Annotated in this window: 16 protein-coding genes; 7 read left to right on the forward strand and 9 right to left on the reverse strand. The window is 63.0% G+C overall.

Annotation, left to right across the window (positions count from 1 at the left end):
* Positions 1-3: 3 nt before the first annotated feature.
* On the forward strand, positions 4-2,082 hold the full coding sequence (recG, locus tag CKW22_RS07325; RefSeq protein ID WP_033702337.1) for an ATP-dependent DNA helicase RecG: 2,079 nt from the start codon (positions 4-6) through the stop codon (positions 2,080-2,082).
* 78 nt (positions 2,083-2,160) lie between these two features.
* Positions 2,161-3,564, forward strand: coding sequence for an aminoacyl-tRNA deacylase and HDOD domain-containing protein (locus CKW22_RS07330; RefSeq protein ID WP_033702339.1), 1,404 nt, complete (start codon positions 2,161-2,163; stop codon positions 3,562-3,564).
* A gap of 53 nt (positions 3,565-3,617) precedes the next feature.
* Here CKW22_RS07330 and CKW22_RS07335 read toward each other — a convergent pair whose 3' ends face one another.
* The 4 genes from CKW22_RS07335 to CKW22_RS07350 all read right to left on the reverse strand — a co-directional run bounded on the left by CKW22_RS07335 (position 3,618) and on the right by CKW22_RS07350 (position 5,978).
* Complete coding sequence (locus tag CKW22_RS07335) at positions 3,618-3,992, reverse strand: helicase (RefSeq protein WP_047582543.1); 375 nt, start codon at positions 3,990-3,992, stop codon at positions 3,618-3,620.
* Positions 3,993-4,140: 148 nt separating this feature from the next.
* Positions 4,141-4,440 (reverse strand): HU family DNA-binding protein, encoded by a 300-nt coding sequence (locus CKW22_RS07340; protein ID WP_033702342.1) that lies wholly within the window; start codon positions 4,438-4,440, stop codon positions 4,141-4,143.
* Positions 4,441-4,628: 188 nt separating this feature from the next.
* Positions 4,629-5,777 (reverse strand): NAD(P)/FAD-dependent oxidoreductase, encoded by a 1,149-nt coding sequence (locus tag CKW22_RS07345; RefSeq protein ID WP_033702344.1) that lies wholly within the window; start codon positions 5,775-5,777, stop codon positions 4,629-4,631.
* A gap of 33 nt (positions 5,778-5,810) precedes the next feature.
* The gene (locus CKW22_RS07350) at positions 5,811-5,978 is read right to left on the reverse strand and encodes a rubredoxin (protein ID WP_033702346.1); all 168 of its coding nucleotides are present in this window, start codon (positions 5,976-5,978) and stop codon (positions 5,811-5,813) included.
* 180 nt (positions 5,979-6,158) lie between these two features.
* Between CKW22_RS07350 and CKW22_RS07355 the strand changes: the two genes are divergently transcribed.
* Positions 6,159-6,716: a chorismate lyase gene (locus tag CKW22_RS07355; RefSeq protein WP_033702348.1), complete on the forward strand. Its 558-nt coding sequence runs from the start codon at positions 6,159-6,161 to the stop codon at positions 6,714-6,716.
* Positions 6,716-7,606 (forward strand): 4-hydroxybenzoate octaprenyltransferase, encoded by an 891-nt coding sequence (ubiA, locus tag CKW22_RS07360; protein WP_095063937.1) that lies wholly within the window; start codon positions 6,716-6,718, stop codon positions 7,604-7,606. The genes CKW22_RS07355 and ubiA overlap by 1 nt, the downstream gene beginning before the upstream one ends.
* A 61-nt stretch (positions 7,607-7,667) precedes the next feature.
* Here the strand turns inward: ubiA and CKW22_RS07365 are convergent, their stop codons facing one another.
* On the reverse strand, positions 7,668-8,042 hold the full coding sequence (locus tag CKW22_RS07365) for a hypothetical protein (RefSeq protein ID WP_033702352.1): 375 nt from the start codon (positions 8,040-8,042) through the stop codon (positions 7,668-7,670).
* A 174-nt stretch (positions 8,043-8,216) separates the two neighbouring features.
* On the opposite strand from CKW22_RS07365, the gene phoB reads away from it, so the two are divergent.
* The 3 genes from phoB (at position 8,217) to CKW22_RS07380 (ending at position 11,739) form a co-directional block, all read left to right on the forward strand.
* The gene (phoB, locus tag CKW22_RS07370) at positions 8,217-8,906 is read left to right on the forward strand and encodes a phosphate regulon transcriptional regulator PhoB (protein WP_003253341.1); all 690 of its coding nucleotides are present in this window, start codon (positions 8,217-8,219) and stop codon (positions 8,904-8,906) included.
* A gap of 45 nt (positions 8,907-8,951) precedes the next feature.
* Positions 8,952-10,259, forward strand: a complete 1,308-nt coding sequence (gene phoR / locus CKW22_RS07375; RefSeq protein WP_033702354.1) for a phosphate regulon sensor histidine kinase PhoR — start codon at positions 8,952-8,954, stop codon at positions 10,257-10,259.
* Positions 10,260-10,398: 139 nt separating this feature from the next.
* Positions 10,399-11,739 (forward strand): hemolysin family protein, encoded by a 1,341-nt coding sequence (locus CKW22_RS07380; protein ID WP_033702357.1) that lies wholly within the window; start codon positions 10,399-10,401, stop codon positions 11,737-11,739.
* A 34-nt stretch (positions 11,740-11,773) separates the two neighbouring features.
* On the opposite strand, the gene CKW22_RS07385 is transcribed toward CKW22_RS07380, so the two are convergent.
* From CKW22_RS07385 to pstB, 4 genes are all read right to left on the reverse strand, one after another.
* Complete coding sequence (locus CKW22_RS07385) at positions 11,774-12,670, reverse strand: peptidoglycan DD-metalloendopeptidase family protein (protein WP_033702359.1); 897 nt, start codon at positions 12,668-12,670, stop codon at positions 11,774-11,776.
* A 148-nt stretch (positions 12,671-12,818) separates the two neighbouring features.
* A complete protein-coding gene (locus tag CKW22_RS07390) occupies positions 12,819-13,709 on the reverse strand; it encodes a response regulator (RefSeq protein WP_047582534.1) in 891 nt (296 codons plus the stop codon).
* A 165-nt stretch (positions 13,710-13,874) separates the two neighbouring features.
* Entirely contained in the window at positions 13,875-14,645 is a 771-nt protein-coding gene (gene phoU / locus CKW22_RS07395) for a phosphate signaling complex protein PhoU (RefSeq protein ID WP_033702363.1), read from the reverse strand.
* Positions 14,646-14,739: 94 nt separating this feature from the next.
* Positions 14,740-15,573 carry a phosphate ABC transporter ATP-binding protein PstB gene (gene pstB / locus CKW22_RS07400; protein ID WP_033702365.1) on the reverse strand — a complete coding sequence of 278 codons (834 nt, stop codon included), beginning with the start codon at positions 15,571-15,573 and terminating at the stop codon, positions 14,740-14,742.
* Between the last annotated feature and the right edge of the window lie 97 nt (positions 15,574-15,670).

Below are 15,670 nucleotides of genomic sequence, written 5' to 3' on the forward strand. Positions count from 1 at the left end.
GTCATGAGTGAGCTGTCGAAGGTCCCGGTCACGGTGCTCAAGGGCGTGGGCGATGCCATGGCGGAAAAACTCGCCAAGGTCGGCCTGGAGAACCTGCAGGACCTATTGTTCCACTTGCCGCTGCGCTACCAGGACCGCACCCGCGTGGTGCCCATCGGCGCCCTGCGCCCAGGCCAGGACGCGGTCATCGAAGGGGTGGTCAGTGGCGCTGACGTGACCATGGGCAAGCGCCGCAGCCTGGTGGTGCGCCTGGGTGATGGCAGCGGGGTGCTGAGCCTGCGCTTCTATCACTTCAGCAACGCGCAGAAAGAAGGCCTGAAACGCGGCACGCACCTGCGCTGCTATGGCGAAGCACGCCCTGGCGCCTCTGGCCTGGAGATTTATCACCCGGAGTACCGGGCGCTGAACGGCGACGAGCCTCCACCCCCGGTAGAACAGACCCTGACGCCGATCTACCCGACCACCGAAGGCCTTACCCAGCAACGTCTGCGCCTGCTCTGCCAGCAAAGCCTGGGCATGCTTGGCCCGCGCAGCCTGCCAGACTGGCTGCCCGATGAGCTGGCCCGGGACTACCAGCTGGCGCCGCTGGACGACGCCATCCGTTATCTGCACAACCCGCCGGCCGATGCCGACCTCGACGAGCTTGCCGAAGGCCAGCATTGGGCTCAGCACCGCCTGGCCTTCGAGGAACTGCTGACCCATCAGCTGTCGCAGCAACGGCTGCGCGAGAGCCTGCGCAGCCTGCGTGCCCCCGTGCTACCCAAGGCCAGCCGGTTGCCGGCGCAGTACCTGGCCAACCTGGGTTTCAAGCCGACCGGTGCCCAGCAGCGTGTGGCCAACGAAATTGCCTACGACCTTGCCCAGGCCGAGCCGATGATGCGCCTGGTACAGGGCGATGTCGGTGCCGGCAAGACGGTGGTCGCTGCACTGGCGGCGCTGCAAGCGCTGGAGGCCGGTTACCAGGTGGCGTTGATGGCGCCCACCGAGATCCTCGCCGAACAGCACTACATCACCTTCAAGCGCTGGCTCGAACCGCTGGGCATCGAGGTGGCATGGCTGGCTGGCAAGCTCAAAGGCAAGGCCCGCGCCAGTTCACTGGAGCAGATCGCCAACGGCGCACCGATGGTGGTGGGCACCCATGCGCTGTTTCAGGAAGAGGTCAAATTCAAGCACCTGGCCCTGGCGATCATCGATGAACAGCACCGATTCGGCGTGCAGCAACGCCTGGCCCTGCGCAAGAAAGGCGTGGCCGGCGAGCTTTGCCCGCACCAGCTGATCATGACCGCCACGCCGATCCCGCGGACCTTGGCGATGAGCGCCTACGCCGACCTCGATACCTCGGTCCTCGACGAGTTGCCACCCGGGCGTACCCCCGTTAACACCGTGCTGGTGGCCGACAGCCGCCGCTTCGAGGTGGTCGAGCGGGTACGCGCCGCCTGTGCCGAAGGGCGCCAGGCCTACTGGGTGTGCACCTTGATCGAAGAATCCGAAGAACTCACCTGCCAGGCGGCCGAGAGCACCTATGAGGAGCTTGGCAGCGCCCTGGGCGAGCTGCGGGTCGGCCTTATTCACGGGCGCATGAAGCCTGCGGAAAAGGCCGAGATCATGGCGCAGTTCAAGGCCGCAGAGCTGCAGCTGCTGATCGCGACCACGGTCATTGAGGTGGGCGTGGACGTGCCCAATGCCAGCCTGATGATCATCGAGAACCCCGAGCGCCTGGGCCTGGCCCAGCTCCACCAGCTACGCGGCCGGGTAGGCCGGGGCAGCGCTGCAAGCCATTGCGTGTTGCTGTATCACCCGCCGCTGTCGCAGATCGGCCGCGAACGCCTGGGGATCATGCGCGAAACCAACGATGGCTTCATCATCGCCGAAAAAGACCTGGAACTGCGCGGCCCTGGCGAGATGCTGGGGACCCGCCAGACCGGTCTGCTACAGTTCAAGGTCGCTGACCTGATGCGCGATGCCGACCTGCTGCCGGCCGTGCGTGATGCCGCCCAAGCCCTGATCGCGCGCTGGCCGGACCACGTCAGCCCGCTGCTTGACCGCTGGCTGCGCCATGGCCAGCAATATGGCCAAGTGTGACGCCAGTCCCAGAATGGATCCAGATTTGCGGCGGGACTGGTTATACTTCGCGTTTAAAAGAACGAGTGGATACGGACCATGACTGAAGTTGCCCTGGACACCGCAACCCCACACGCCCCCTCTGTCATCAGGCTGCTGCTCGATAAGGTGGGCGTCACCTACCGCGAAGTGGTCGAGCATGCGCAATTGCCCGCCGCCTCGCGGGTGCAGGCGGTCTTGCTCGACGACGAAATCGGCGCCCTGATGGTGTTGTTCCCACAGAGCCAGCTGCTTGACCTCAATCGGCTGGGCGAGCTGACCGGTCGCAAGCTGACGGCGGTATCGGTGCCACGGCTCAAGCAGATGCTCGACAAGCACCACCTCAAGCGCCTGCCGGGCATTCCGGCGCTGACCAGCTCGCCGTGCCAATACGAAAAAAGCCTGCTCGACTGCGAGACCGTGCTGATTCAGTCCGGTGAAGCCGGCCTGCTGCTGGAGATCGACCGCGCGAACTTCAAGCGCATGCTCACCAAGGCCAGCGCCAGCAGCTTTGGCCAGGAGGTCAAGGCCATCAGCCCTAACCTCGACCGGCCGCATGACGACCCTCACGAGATCAGCCAGGCCGTCCAGGCCTTCACAGCACGCCGCATCCAGAAGCGCCTTGAAGAAACCATCGAAATCCCGCCCTTGGCCGACACCGCGCAGAAGATCATCAAGCTGCGCGTAGACCCCAACGCCAGCATCGATGACATTACCGGCGTGGTCGAGACCGACCCGGCACTGGCTGCCCAGGTAGTGAGTTGGGCGGCATCGCCCTACTACGCCTCACCCGGCAAGATCCGCTCGGTGGAAGACGCCATCGTGCGCGTGCTGGGCTTCGATCTGGTGATCAACCTGGCCCTTGGGCTAGCCCTGGGCAAGACCCTGAGCCTGCCCAAAGACCACCCGCAGCAAGCCACACCGTACTGGCAACAGTCGATCTACACCGCAGCCATCATCGAGGGCCTGACCCGCGCCATGCCGCGGGCAGAACGCCCCGAAGCTGGCCTGACCTACCTGGCCGGGCTGCTGCACAACTTTGGCTACCTGCTGCTGGCGCATGTGTTCCCGCCCCACTTCTCGCTGATCTGCCGCCATTTGGAGGTCAACCCGCACCTGTGCCACACCTACGTGGAACAACACCTGCTGGGTATCAACCGTGAACAGATCGGCGCCTGGCTGATGAAGCTGTGGGACATGCCCGAAGAGCTCTCGACTGCGCTGCGCTTCCAGCACGACCCGTCCTATGACGGCGACTACGCGGCATTCCCCAACCTGGTATGCCTGGCGACGCGCCTGCTGCGTTCGCGCGGCATTGGCTCGGGGCCACAGGAGGAAGTACCCGATGAGCTGCTGGAGCGGCTGGGGGTAACGCGGGAAAAGGCCGAGGATGTGGTGAACAAGGTGCTGGAGGCAGAGACTTTGCTGCGCGAACTGGCTTCGCAGTTCCACGCCCCGCATTGATGCATATTGGCCCTGTGTGGGCGGGTTAACCCGCCCACACAGGGCATGCGACCTCAGCGCTTCTTCTTCGGCTTCAGGTATTTCATCAAGCCCTGGAACCACATCACCAGCGCCGGATTGCCTTTGATCTGGATGTTCTTGTCCTGAATCCCCTGCATGAAGGCCAGCTGCTTGTTGCCCGCCTGCAGCGTGGCGAACCCGTAAGCGGCATCCTTGAAGGCAATGGCGAAGGCCGGCTGTGGGTGTACGCCACCTTTGCTGCTGATGCGTTCGTCAGTGACGATGAAGTGCCGGGCGATTTTGCCGTCCAGAGTCTGCATCTGGAAAACCAGGTCCTTGTCCTTGAGCTGCTGCTTGAACGCCGGGTTGTTACGGCTGGCCCTGGCCATCAACAGCCCCATGGCCCAGAGAAGAAAGCGGAACTTCATCAACGCGCCTCGAATAAAAAATGACTGAGTCGCGCAGTTTATCCTCTTCTCGAACGATTTACGCAAGTTCGCAACATATCCCCACACAAAGCACAACGGGCACCCTAGGGCGCCCGTTTGGCTGACACTGGGGGTTGTCAGGTGTGGATCATTTGACTTTCTTGGCCGGCTTGGCAGTCGTGTTGACGCTGTCGCGCAGGTTTTTGCCAGGCTTGAAGGCTACTGTGTTGCTGGCCTTGATCTTTACCGGCTCGCCGGTCTGTGGGTTCTTGCCGGTACGCGCGCCGCGGTGACGTTTTTCAAAGGTGCCGAAACCGACCAGGGTTACGGTGTCCTTGTCCAGGGCACCCGTGATGCTGTCGAGAATCGCATTCAGCACCACGTTGGCCTTTTCCTTGGTCAGATCGGCCTTATCGGCGATGACAGCGGCGAGTTCTGGTTTGCGCATGGTAAAGCCTCTTTGACGGGATTTTTTGTTGTTATGCCGTGCTGCCTCTGGGGGCAGCGCTCAAGGCACCGCAGGCTCTAATCTGCGGCAGACGGAAGTGAGAATGGCACGCCCACCGAGGCCGCGCCAGTATCTGGGCGGCCATTGTGTGGGCAACAACAGGGTAAATCCGACAGAACGACGTCTATTTAGGCCATTACAGGCGGTAACTGGCGATTCAGGGCCAGCTTCTCCATGACGGCCGCACCGGTCAGGGCATAGCCCAGCAGCGTGCCGTCGGCATCGTGGCACAGCACCTTGAGGTCACTGCCCTGCCCTTGCACCTGCCAATTGCCTTCACGCCCTTGCGGTGGCGGCGAGACAACCAGCGGGCACGCCGGGGTCTTCACGGTGATCGGCATCGGGCCGTAGCTGACGGCCGTGGGGTTGCCCGCCAGGGTCTGCGCCAAGGCCCGGGCACAGCTCATCAGCGGCATGACATAAAGCAGGTTGATGCCATCGACCTCGGCACAGTCACCCAGGGCGTAGATGTTGTCGTGGGAGGTTTGCAACTGGCGGTCCACAGCCACGCCGCGGTTGATCTTGAGGCCGGCGGCAGCGGCCAGATCGGTACGTGGGCGCAGGCCGATAGCCGACACCACCAAGTCACAGGCGATCACGCTGCCGTCCGACAAATGCGCTTCAAGGCCTTCAGCCACACGCTGCAGACGCGTCAGCACCGGGCCCAGGTGAAAGCGCACGCCAAGCCCTTCGAGCCCGGCCTGCACGGCGGCGGCGGCGGCTGGGTGCAACAGGGTCGGCATGACCTGTTCGCACGGGGCCACCACATCGACCTTGAGCCCGCCCAGGCTCATGTCATTGGCAAACTCACAGCCGATCAGCCCGGCCCCCAGCACCAGCACGCGCTGTTTGCCGGCAGCGGCGGCGCGAAAGCGTGCGTAATCCTCCAGGTCATTGATCGGGAAAACCTGCCCGCCAGCATCGCCCTCGATCGGCACCTGCACGGTCTGGGCCCCCCAGGCCAGTACCAGGTCGCGATAGGCCACAGCCTCTTCGCCGATCCACAGGCGCTTGTGCCCGGGGTCGATACCGCTGATGCGCGTGTGGGTGCGGATTTCGGCCTTGAGCTGCTCGGCCATCGCACCCGGCTCGGCCATGCACAGCCCATCGGCATCCTTGAGCTTGGCGAAGCCCGTGGAGAGCATGGGTTTGGAGTAGGAACGACCATCGTCGGCGGTAATCAACAGCAGCGGCGTCTCGCCATCGAGCTTGCGAAATTCACGGGCCAGGTTGTAACCGGCCAGGCCAGTACCGATGATGACTACAGGGGACGTCATGTCGTGCTTTCCTCAGTTGAAACAGGGTTGTGATCAGCCAATCTCGATCATTTCGAAGTCGCTCTTGCCCACGCCGCAGTCGGGGCACAGCCAGTCCTGCGGCACATCTTCCCAGCGGGTACCGGGCTCAATGCCGTCATCCGGCCAGCCTTCGGCTTCGTTGTAGATCAGGCCACAGACAATACATTGCCACTTCTTCATGGGTACGCGGTTCCTCGGTTCAGGCGTTGTGTCGCTGCTGATGGGCTTTTCGCGGGCAAGCCGCACATAGGGCCATCGCGCAATCTTTGGGGGCTTTTTACTGGCCCTGCCAGCAGTATGCAAGCAGTCGGGGCAACATGCTAAGCTCGCCGCCTCTCTGGCTGTAACAAGCATACCGACGTGTCGTACGAATCCCCGCAAGCAGCCGCTGTCGCGTGGCTGGCGTATTCACAGCTGGCGACCAAGCTCGACCAGCCGACCCTGGGCTGGCTGTTCGACGAGGGCTCGCTGACTCGCCGCCTCACCCACCTGTCCCGCGAGCATTTCTGCGTGACCCCGCTGCATGAAGGCTGGCAGACCCTGCGCGATGACGAGTGCCAGGCGCTGGGCATTGCGCCCGGGGCACAAGGCTGGGTGCGCGAAGTCTACCTGCGCGGCCATGGCCAGCCCTGGGTATTCGCCCGCAGCGTGGCCAGCCGCAGCGCCCTGGAGCGCGGCGGCCTGGACCTCGAGACCCTGGGCAGCCGCTCGCTGGGCGAGTTGCTGTTCTGTGATCAGGCATTCATTCGCCACCCAATCCAGGTGTGCAGTTATCCACAGGCCTGGTTGCCGGCCGAAGCCGCGCACGACGGGCTCTGGGGCCGCCGCTCACGTTTCGAACGGGACGGCCTGGACCTGCTGGTGGCCGAGGTATTCCTGCCAGCCTTGTGGCAAGCGGCCAAGGAGGAAACCCGCTGATGTACCTGCAATTGCTCAAGTCGCTCAACCGCTGGCACCCGCGCGCCTGGGACTTTGTCCAGCTAAGCCGCATGGACCGCCCGATCGGTATCTACCTGCTGCTGTGGCCTACCCTGTCGGCGGTGTGGATTGCCGGGCAAGGTTCGCCGACCCTGGCCAACGTGCTGATCTTCGGCCTTGGCGTTGTGCTGATGCGCGCCGCAGGTTGCTGCATCAATGACTTTGCCGACCGCAAGGTCGATGGCCACGTCAAACGCACCGCCGACCGCCCCCTGGCCAGCGGCCGGGTCAAGCCACGCGAGGCGCTGGCGCTGTTCGCGATCCTGGTCGCGGTAAGTTTTCTGCTGGTGCTGTGCACCAACAGCCGCACGATCTGGCTGTCGTTCGGGGCGGTAGCCCTGGCGTTCTGCTACCCGTTCATGAAGCGCTACACCTATTACCCGCAGTTGGTGCTGGGCGCCGCGTATTCCTGGGGCATCCCCATGGCCTTCACGGCGGCCGGGGGCGAGCTGCCGGCCAGCGCCTGGCTGCTGTACATCGCCAACCTGCTGTGGACCGTGGGCTATGACACCTATTACGCCATGGTCGATCGCGACGATGACCTGAAGATCGGTGTGAAGTCGACGGCTATCCTGTTCGGCGAAGCGGATCGGGTGATCATCCTGACCTTGCAGCTGCTGTCGTTGGGCTGCCTGCTGCTGGCGGGGAGCCGCTTCGAACTGGGCGGCTGGTTCCACCTGGGGCTGCTGGCGGCTGCCGTGTGCTTTGCCTGGGAGTTCTGGTCGACACGCAAACTGGACCGGGATTCATGCTTCAAGGCGTTTTTGCACAATCACTGGGCGGGGCTGCTGGTCTTCATTGGCGTTGTCCTGGACTACGCGCTGCGCTGACAGTCAATACAGACCCTGTGGGAGCGGGTCTAACCGCTTCCACAGGGTCATGCAAAGTGCCTCAAGGCTTGGCGACGTGCCAGACGTCTTTCACGCCATCACCGGTCATGTCACCGGCTTTCTTGTCCTTGATGAAGGTATACAGTGGCTTGCCGTCATAGGCCCACTGCATCGAACCATCATCGCGCTTGATCTGCGTCCACTTGCCTTCATTCTTTTCGTTTGCCTGGGCCGCCAACGGTGGCCAGTTCTTCGCGCACTCACCATTGCACATCGACTTGCCGCCAGAATCTTTGTCGAAGGTATACAGCGTCATCTCTGTTTTAGGCGTGACCAACATGCCGTTCATTTCCTTGGCCTGATGGTGGGCCGACGCTACCCCCGGCAGCGCCAGTGCAGCGAAAAGGGCCATCCAGTTCAGCGTGTGTCGTGTCATTGGAATCACCATGTATTCGGGGGTGGAAAGAGTTCGACTAACCGCCACAGCGGCCCCTTGAAGCCTAGCCCAGTCATGCAATGTCGCCATAACAGCCAATGTCCTGTCACACAGCTGCAATAATTCCGTTATCTAATGCGGGCCAGACACGATTTTCCAGGAGAGGTTTTGAGCATGGTTGGCAGGAACATTCTGATCGTCGACGACGAAGCGCCTATTCGCGAGATGATCGCCGTTGCATTGGAAATGGCCGGCTACGACTGCCTGGAAGCAGAAAACTCCCAGCAGGCCCACGCGATCATCGTCGACCGCAAGCCTGACCTGATCCTGCTCGACTGGATGCTGCCGGGCACCTCGGGTATCGAGCTGGCCCGCCGCCTGAAGCGTGACGAGCTGACCGGGGACATCCCGATCATCATGCTCACTGCCAAGGGTGAGGAGGACAACAAGATCCAGGGCCTGGAAGTGGGTGCCGACGACTACATCACCAAACCGTTCTCACCGCGCGAACTGGTCGCCCGCCTGAAGGCCGTGCTGCGTCGCACCGGCCCGAGCGACAGCGAGGCACCGATTGAAGTGGGCGGCCTGCTGCTCGACCCGATCAGTCACCGCGTGACCATCGACGGCAAGCCCGCCGAGATGGGCCCCACCGAATACCGCCTGCTGCAGTTCTTCATGACCCACCAGGAGCGCGCCTACACCCGTGGCCAGCTGCTCGACCAGGTCTGGGGCGGCAACGTCTATGTCGAGGAGCGTACCGTCGACGTGCACATCCGCCGCCTGCGCAAGGCGCTGGGTGAAGCTTACGAAAATCTGGTACAAACCGTCCGCGGCACTGGCTACCGCTTCTCGACCAAGAGCTGACAAGCCTGCACGCCTGGCTGCACGTCGTTGTACAAGGACCGTCAATTGAACCAGAACTGGCACGCGACCCTGATTCGCCACCTGCTGCTGCTGATCACTGTCTGCCTGGTCGGCGGGCTGGTCAGCGGCTATTACGGCTGGAGCCTGGCCATCGGCCTGGCGCTGTACCTGGGTTGGACCCTCAAGCAACTGCTGCGCCTGCATGACTGGCTGCGCAACCACCAACCCGACGAGGCGCCACCCGACGGTTACGGCCTGTGGGGCGAAGTGTTCGACAGCATCTATCACCTGCAACGTCGCGACCAACGCGTGCGCGGCCGCCTGCAGGCAGTGATCGACCGGGTCCAGGAGTCCACTGCCGCGCTGCGCGATGCGGTGATCATGCTCGACAGCGACGGCAACCTGGAGTGGTGGAACCGCGCCGCAGAAACCCTGCTGGGCTTCAAGACCCCGCAGGACGGCGGCCAGCAGGTGACCAACCTGGTACGCCACCCGCGCTTCAAGGAGTACTTCGAAGCGGAAAATTACGTCGAGCCGCTGGAAATCCCCTCGCCGATCAATGACCGTATGCGCGTGCAACTGCACATCACTCGCTACGGCAACAACGAGCACCTGATGCTGGTACGCGACGTCACCCGCATCCACCAGCTTGAACAGATGCGCAAGGACTTCGTCGCCAACGTTTCCCACGAGCTGCGGACACCGCTTACGGTGATTACCGGCTACCTGGAAACCCTGCTGGACAACGTCGAGGACGTGAACCCGCGCTGGCGCCGGGCCCTGCAGCAGATGAGCCAGCAAGGCTCGCGCATGCAGACCCTGCTCAACGACCTGTTGCTGCTGGCCAAGCTGGAAGCCACCGACTACCCCTCCGACAACCTGCCAGTGCCGGTCGAAGCCCTGCTGCAGTCGATCAAGGGTGATGCCCAGGCGCTGTCCGGGCCGCGCAACCAGCGCATCAGCCTGGAGGCCACACCCGGCGTGTGCCTCAAGGGCAGCGAGGCCGAGCTGCGCAGTGCGTTCTCCAACCTGGTGTTCAACGCGGTCAAGTACACCCCGGACGAGGGCAGCATTCGCATCCGCTGGTGGGCCGATGCGCACGGCGCACACCTGAGCGTGCAGGATTCTGGCATTGGTATCGATGCCAAGCATTTGCCGCGATTGACCGAGCGGTTTTACCGGGTCGACTCCAGCCGGGCGTCCAATACCGGGGGCACAGGGCTGGGCCTGGCGATCGTCAAGCATGTGCTGTTGCGCCATCGCGGGCGGTTGGAGATCAGCAGTGTGCCGGGGCATGGGAGCACCTTCACCTGCCATTTTGCACCAGCACAATTGGCTAACGGCAAGGGTTGAGTGGGCTGCCCCACAGCCCCATCACGTCCATCACCCTTTGCTTTTGCGGCTTCAACCGCTACATTGGATCCCCTGTGCCAGCCTGTGCTGGCACTTTTTTTCTCCATTCCCCAAAGACGGACCCCGTAAAAAATCCATCATGGACCCTTCCCCTGGTATCAGCCTCACCTCGTTATTCGCCGATTTCGGCATGATCATCTTTGCCTTGCTCCTGGTACTGCTCAACGGCTTCTTCGTAGCCGCCGAGTTCGCCATGGTCAAGCTGCGCTCCACCCGCGTCGATTCCATCGCCGAACTGCACGGCTGGCGTGGCAGCATCCTGCGCAAGGTACACAATCAGCTGGACGCCTACCTGTCCGCCTGCCAGCTGGGCATCACCCTCGCCTCGCTGGGCCTGGGCTGGGTCGGTGAGCCGGCCTTCGCCCACCTGCTGGAGCCGCTGCTGGCCTACTTGGGCGTCGACACGCCGGAGCTGATCAAGGGCATTTCGTTCTTCGTCGCCTTCTTCGTCATCTCTTACCTGCACATCGTGGTCGGTGAGCTGGCGCCCAAGTCCTGGGCGATCCGCAAGCCCGAGCTGCTGTCGCTGTGGACGGCAGTGCCGCTGTACGTGTTCTACTGGGCCATGTACCCGGCCATCTACCTGCTCAATGCCAGCGCCAACACCATCCTGCGCATTGCCGGCCAGGGCGAACCTGGCCCGCACCACGAGCATCACTACAGCCGCGAAGAGCTCAAGCTGATCCTGCACTCCAGCCGCGGCCAGGACCCGAGCGACCAAGGCATGCGCGTGCTGGCCTCGGCGGTGGAAATGGGCGAGCTGGAGGTGGTCGACTGGGCCAACTCCCGCGAGGACATGGTCAGCATCGACGCCCACGCCCCGCTCAAGCAGATCCTGGCACTGCTGCGCCGCCACAAGTTCAGCCGTTACCCGGTGTACGACGCCGAGCGCGAAGAGTTCACCGGTTTGCTGCACATCAAGGACCTGCTGCTGGAGCTGGCCGAGCTCGACCACCTGCCCGAAACCATCGACCTCGAAGACCTGGCCCGGCCGCTGGAGCGCGTCTCCCGGCATATGCCGCTGTCGCAGCTGCTGGAGCAGTTCCGCAAGGGCGGTGCGCATTTCGTGCTGGTGGAAGAAGCCGATGGCAAGGTGATCGGTTACCTGACCATGGAAGACGTGCTGGAAGTGCTGGTGGGCGATATTCAGGACGAACACCGCAAGACCGAGCGCGGCATCCTCGCCTACCAGCCGGGCAAGCTGCTGGTGCGCGGTGACACGCCGCTGTTCAAGGTCGAGCGCCTGCTGGGTATTGACCTTGACCACATCGAGGCCGAAACCCTGGCTGGGCTGATCTATGAAACCCTCAAGCGCGTGCCTGAGGAAGAGGAAGTGCTGGAGGTCGAAGGCCTGCGCATCATCATCAAGAAGATGAAAGGGCCGAAGATCGTCCTGGCCAAGGTACTGAAGCTGGATTGACCTCAGGCGGGGCCGCCTTCCGGCCCCAGCCCGCTCAAGGGTTGCCGGCGGTGAAGTCCGGCAACCCGCTGATTGGCCTGTCGAACTGATACGGTATCGACTCCAGCGCCAAGCCCACGTTGCGCTGCACCACAAAATGCAGGTGCGGCCCGCTGCTGTTGCCGGTATTGCCCGACTTGGCCAGCATCTGCCCCTGTTTGACCCGCTGCCCCTCGCCCACCACCACCGAACCGCGCATCAGGTGCAGGTACACGCCCATGGTGCCGTCCGCGTGCAGCACCCTGACGAAATTGCCCGAGGGGTTGCTGCCGCGCCCGGTCTGGCTGTTCTCGACCCTCACCACCACGCCTTCGCGCGCGGCAACGATGGTGGTGCCTTCAGGCATGGCGATGTCCATGGCGTAGCGCCCTTTGGGGCCGAAGTGGCTGAAACGGCCGTTGGGCCCCTGGCTCACCCGGAATGGCCCGCCAAGCCAGGGGAAGGCGTAGCGAAAGCCCTGCGGCCGCAGCCCTGGGTCGCCCATGGCTTGCAGCAGCGTCGAGCGGTAACCCAGCAACGTACCGGGGCGGCCCCTGAGCACGCTGAGCATCTGCGTTGAACGCCCTGGCAGCACCCTGCGCACGATACGGGGGGCATTGCCGCCCTGCGCGTTTATCAGCTTGTCCAGGTGCAACTCGACCTGCACCGGCACGTGCGACTCATTGCGCGCAGAAAAGCTGACGCCACCCTGGAAGACGACCGCGTTGAGCCGCACCTGGCTTTCCTGGTACTCGACCATGGATTCGCGCAGCTCCAGTGGCTTGGCGCCGGGGCCTGGGCGGTCGGAATAGGCCGCTACACCGTCGGCATCGGTGATCGGGTAGAGGGTCACGCCCAGGCTCGACGCCGAGGCCATGAGCAATGCACAGAACAGCAGCAGGCGGGCGGGCATGATAGTGGCTTTTTGACAGGTATGATCTGTCGAAGCCTAGCAGCGGCTTTTGCGGTGAGTATGACAGTTGGTCGGATGGTGATCGTCCGCTGTGGCAGCGGCCTTGCGTCGCGCAAGGCCGCACGCACCCACAGGAGGGCAGTGGCTATCAGGCGCCGGGCGTGAAGTGCTTTTGCGCGGTGCCGCGAGCAATCAGCCGCGACAGGTAATCGAGCTTCTGCGCATCCTGATCGACGAACTTGAACGTCAGCTGCAGCCAGTCGCTATCGGGCCTGGGCTCCAGCGCCGCGATGGCATGCAGGTAACCGTTCAGCCGCGCAACTTCGGCGTTTTCGCCCTGCTCCAGGTCCAGTACTGCACCCTCTAGCACTTGCGGCAGCGCTTCGCTGCGGCGTACCACCAACAGCGCTTCCTTCAGGCTCAATGCCTTGATCACGCAAGGCTGAATCCCGCTGGCCAAGCGCAGCTGGCCTTGGCCACGGCCAGACGGTGCGGTTGTGGCTGGCGCAGGTGCCTTCGCCAAAGGCTTCACCGGCGCTGGCGCAGGTGCCGCAACCTTGGCCGCCTGAGGGTTGCCGCCGGTCAAAGCACTCAAGGAGTCATTGGCAAACGCCGAATTCACCCGCGCAGGCCCGGTTGCCATCAGGCTGTCGAGCTTGCCGATCTTGGCCAAGGCCTTCTTCACCTTGGTCAGCAACTGCTCATTGGTGAACGGTTTGCCGACGAAGTCGGAAACCCCCGCCTGAATGGCCTGGATCACGTTCTCCTTGTCACCACGGCTGGTCACCATGATGAACTGCAGGCTCTTCAACGCAGGCTGCTGGCGGCACCAGCTGAGCAGCTCAAGGCCAGACATTTCCGGCATTTCCCAGTCGCACAGGACCAGGTCGAACGGCTCCTTGCCCAACATGGCCATGGCCTTGCGACCGTTGACCGCATCGTCGATGACCATGCCGGGAAAGGCATTGCGCAGGCATTTCCTGACCAGGTCGCGGATGAACGGGGCGTCGTCCACGACCAGTACATTGACTTTACTCATCGATACTCCTCTTGAATCCCGACTAGCCTACCGGCAAGCAATGGCCATTTGCCACAGCTGCGCGTGTAGCGGGACTTCTTCACACCGTTCGCGGGTGCCTGGTGGCTGCTCGACCGCAAACGAAAACGCCCGGCCTAGGCCGGGCGTTGATGCTCGGGAGCAGTACTATTTATCGTCCGGTTCAGCCGGAACATTAGCGCTTTCAGCCTCTTCGACGGGGGTGCCCTGCACTTCCGCCTTCATGCGCTTGAGGCCCATGTGGCGGACGTCGGTGCCGCGTACCAGGTAAATCACCAGCTCGGAGATGTTGCGCGCGTGGTCGCCGATGCGCTCCAGCGAACGCAAGGCCCAGATGACGCTGAGCACCCGCGAGATCGAACGCGGGTCTTCCATCATGTAGGTCACCAGCTCACGCAGGGCGGTCTTGTACTCGCGGTCGATGGTCTTGTCGTACTGTGCCACCGACAGTGCCAGGTCGGCGTCGAAGCGGGCAAAGGCGTCCAGGGCATCGCGGACCATGTTGCGCACCTGGTCGCCGATGTGGCGCACCTCGACGTAGCCGCGCGGCGACTCGCCCTCTTCGCACAGCTGGATGGCACGACGGGCGATCTTGGTCGACTCGTCGCCGATGCGCTCCAGGTCGATCACTGACTTGGAGATGCTGATGATCAGCCGCAGGTCGGAGGCCGCCGGCTGGCGGCGGGCAAGGATGCGTACACACTCCTCGTCGATGTTGCGCTCCATCTGGTTGATCTGCTCATCGACCTCGCGCACTTGCTGGGCCAGGCCCGAGTCGGCCTCGATCAGAGCAGTAACCGCGTCGTTGACCTGTTTCTCGACCAGGCCGCCCATGGCCAGAAGGTGGCTGCGCACCTCTTCAAGCTCGGCGTTGAACTGCTGGGAGATGTGATGCGTAAGGCTTTCTTTGTTGATCATCGTTTCGCTCCGCGAAAAAGCTGCAAGCCTCAAGCCGCAAGCTTCAAGTCGTTCGTGTTATCCCTTGGCCCCCGGCCTGCGGCTGGCAGACCGACTAGCCGTAGCGACCGGTGATGTAGTCTTCGGTCTGCTTCTTCGCCGGGTTGGTGAACAGGGTATCGGTATCCCCGAATTCGACCAGTTTGCCCATGTACATGAACGCGGTGTAGTCCGAAACGCGCGCCGCCTGTTGCATGTTGTGGGTCACGATGACGATGGTGTACTTGGATTTCAATTCGTAGATCAGTTCTTCGACCTTCAGCGTCGAGATCGGGTCCAGTGCCGAGCACGGTTCGTCGAGCAGCAGCACTTCCGGCTCCACGGCAATGGTGCGGGCGATCACCAGACGTTGCTGCTGGCCACCGGACAGGCCCAGGGCCGAGTCATGCAGGCGGTCCTTCACTTCGTCCCACAGGGCAGCGCCCTTGAGGGCCCATTCGACCGCTTCGTCGAGGGTGCGCTTCTTGTTGATACCTTGGATACGCAGGCCGTAGACGACGTTCTCGTAGATGGTCTTGGGGAACGGGTTCGGCTTCTGGAACACCATGCCCACACGACGGCGCAGCTCGGCCACGTCCTCGCCCTTGCGGTAGATGTTGGTGCCATACAGGTTGATGGCGCCCTCCACGCGGCAACCGTCAACCAGGTCGTTCATGCGGTTGAAGGTACGCAGCAGGGTCGACTTGCCGCAGCCGGACGGGCCGATGAAGGCGGTCACGCGCTGCTTGGGGATATTCATGCTGACGTCGAACAAGGCTTGCTTGTCGCCGTAGTACAGGCTCAGGCCCGGTACTTCGATGGCCACGGTCTCTTCGGCCAGGCGCAGGCTCTGCTTGTCGCGGCCCAGGGCAGACATGTCGATGCCGTGGGTATGGGATTCGTGCTGCATGGTCTCACTCCGTTTGTAGCTGCAAGCTTTAAGCTGCAAGCTGCAAGTTAGGGCAAAGCGGCACTCCTTTTGGAGCTTGCCGCTTGTGGCTTAAAGC

The organism is Pseudomonas sp. Irchel s3f19 (assembly GCF_900187555.1).
In the GTDB taxonomy this organism is placed as follows: domain Bacteria; phylum Pseudomonadota; class Gammaproteobacteria; order Pseudomonadales; family Pseudomonadaceae; genus Aquipseudomonas; species Aquipseudomonas capeferrum.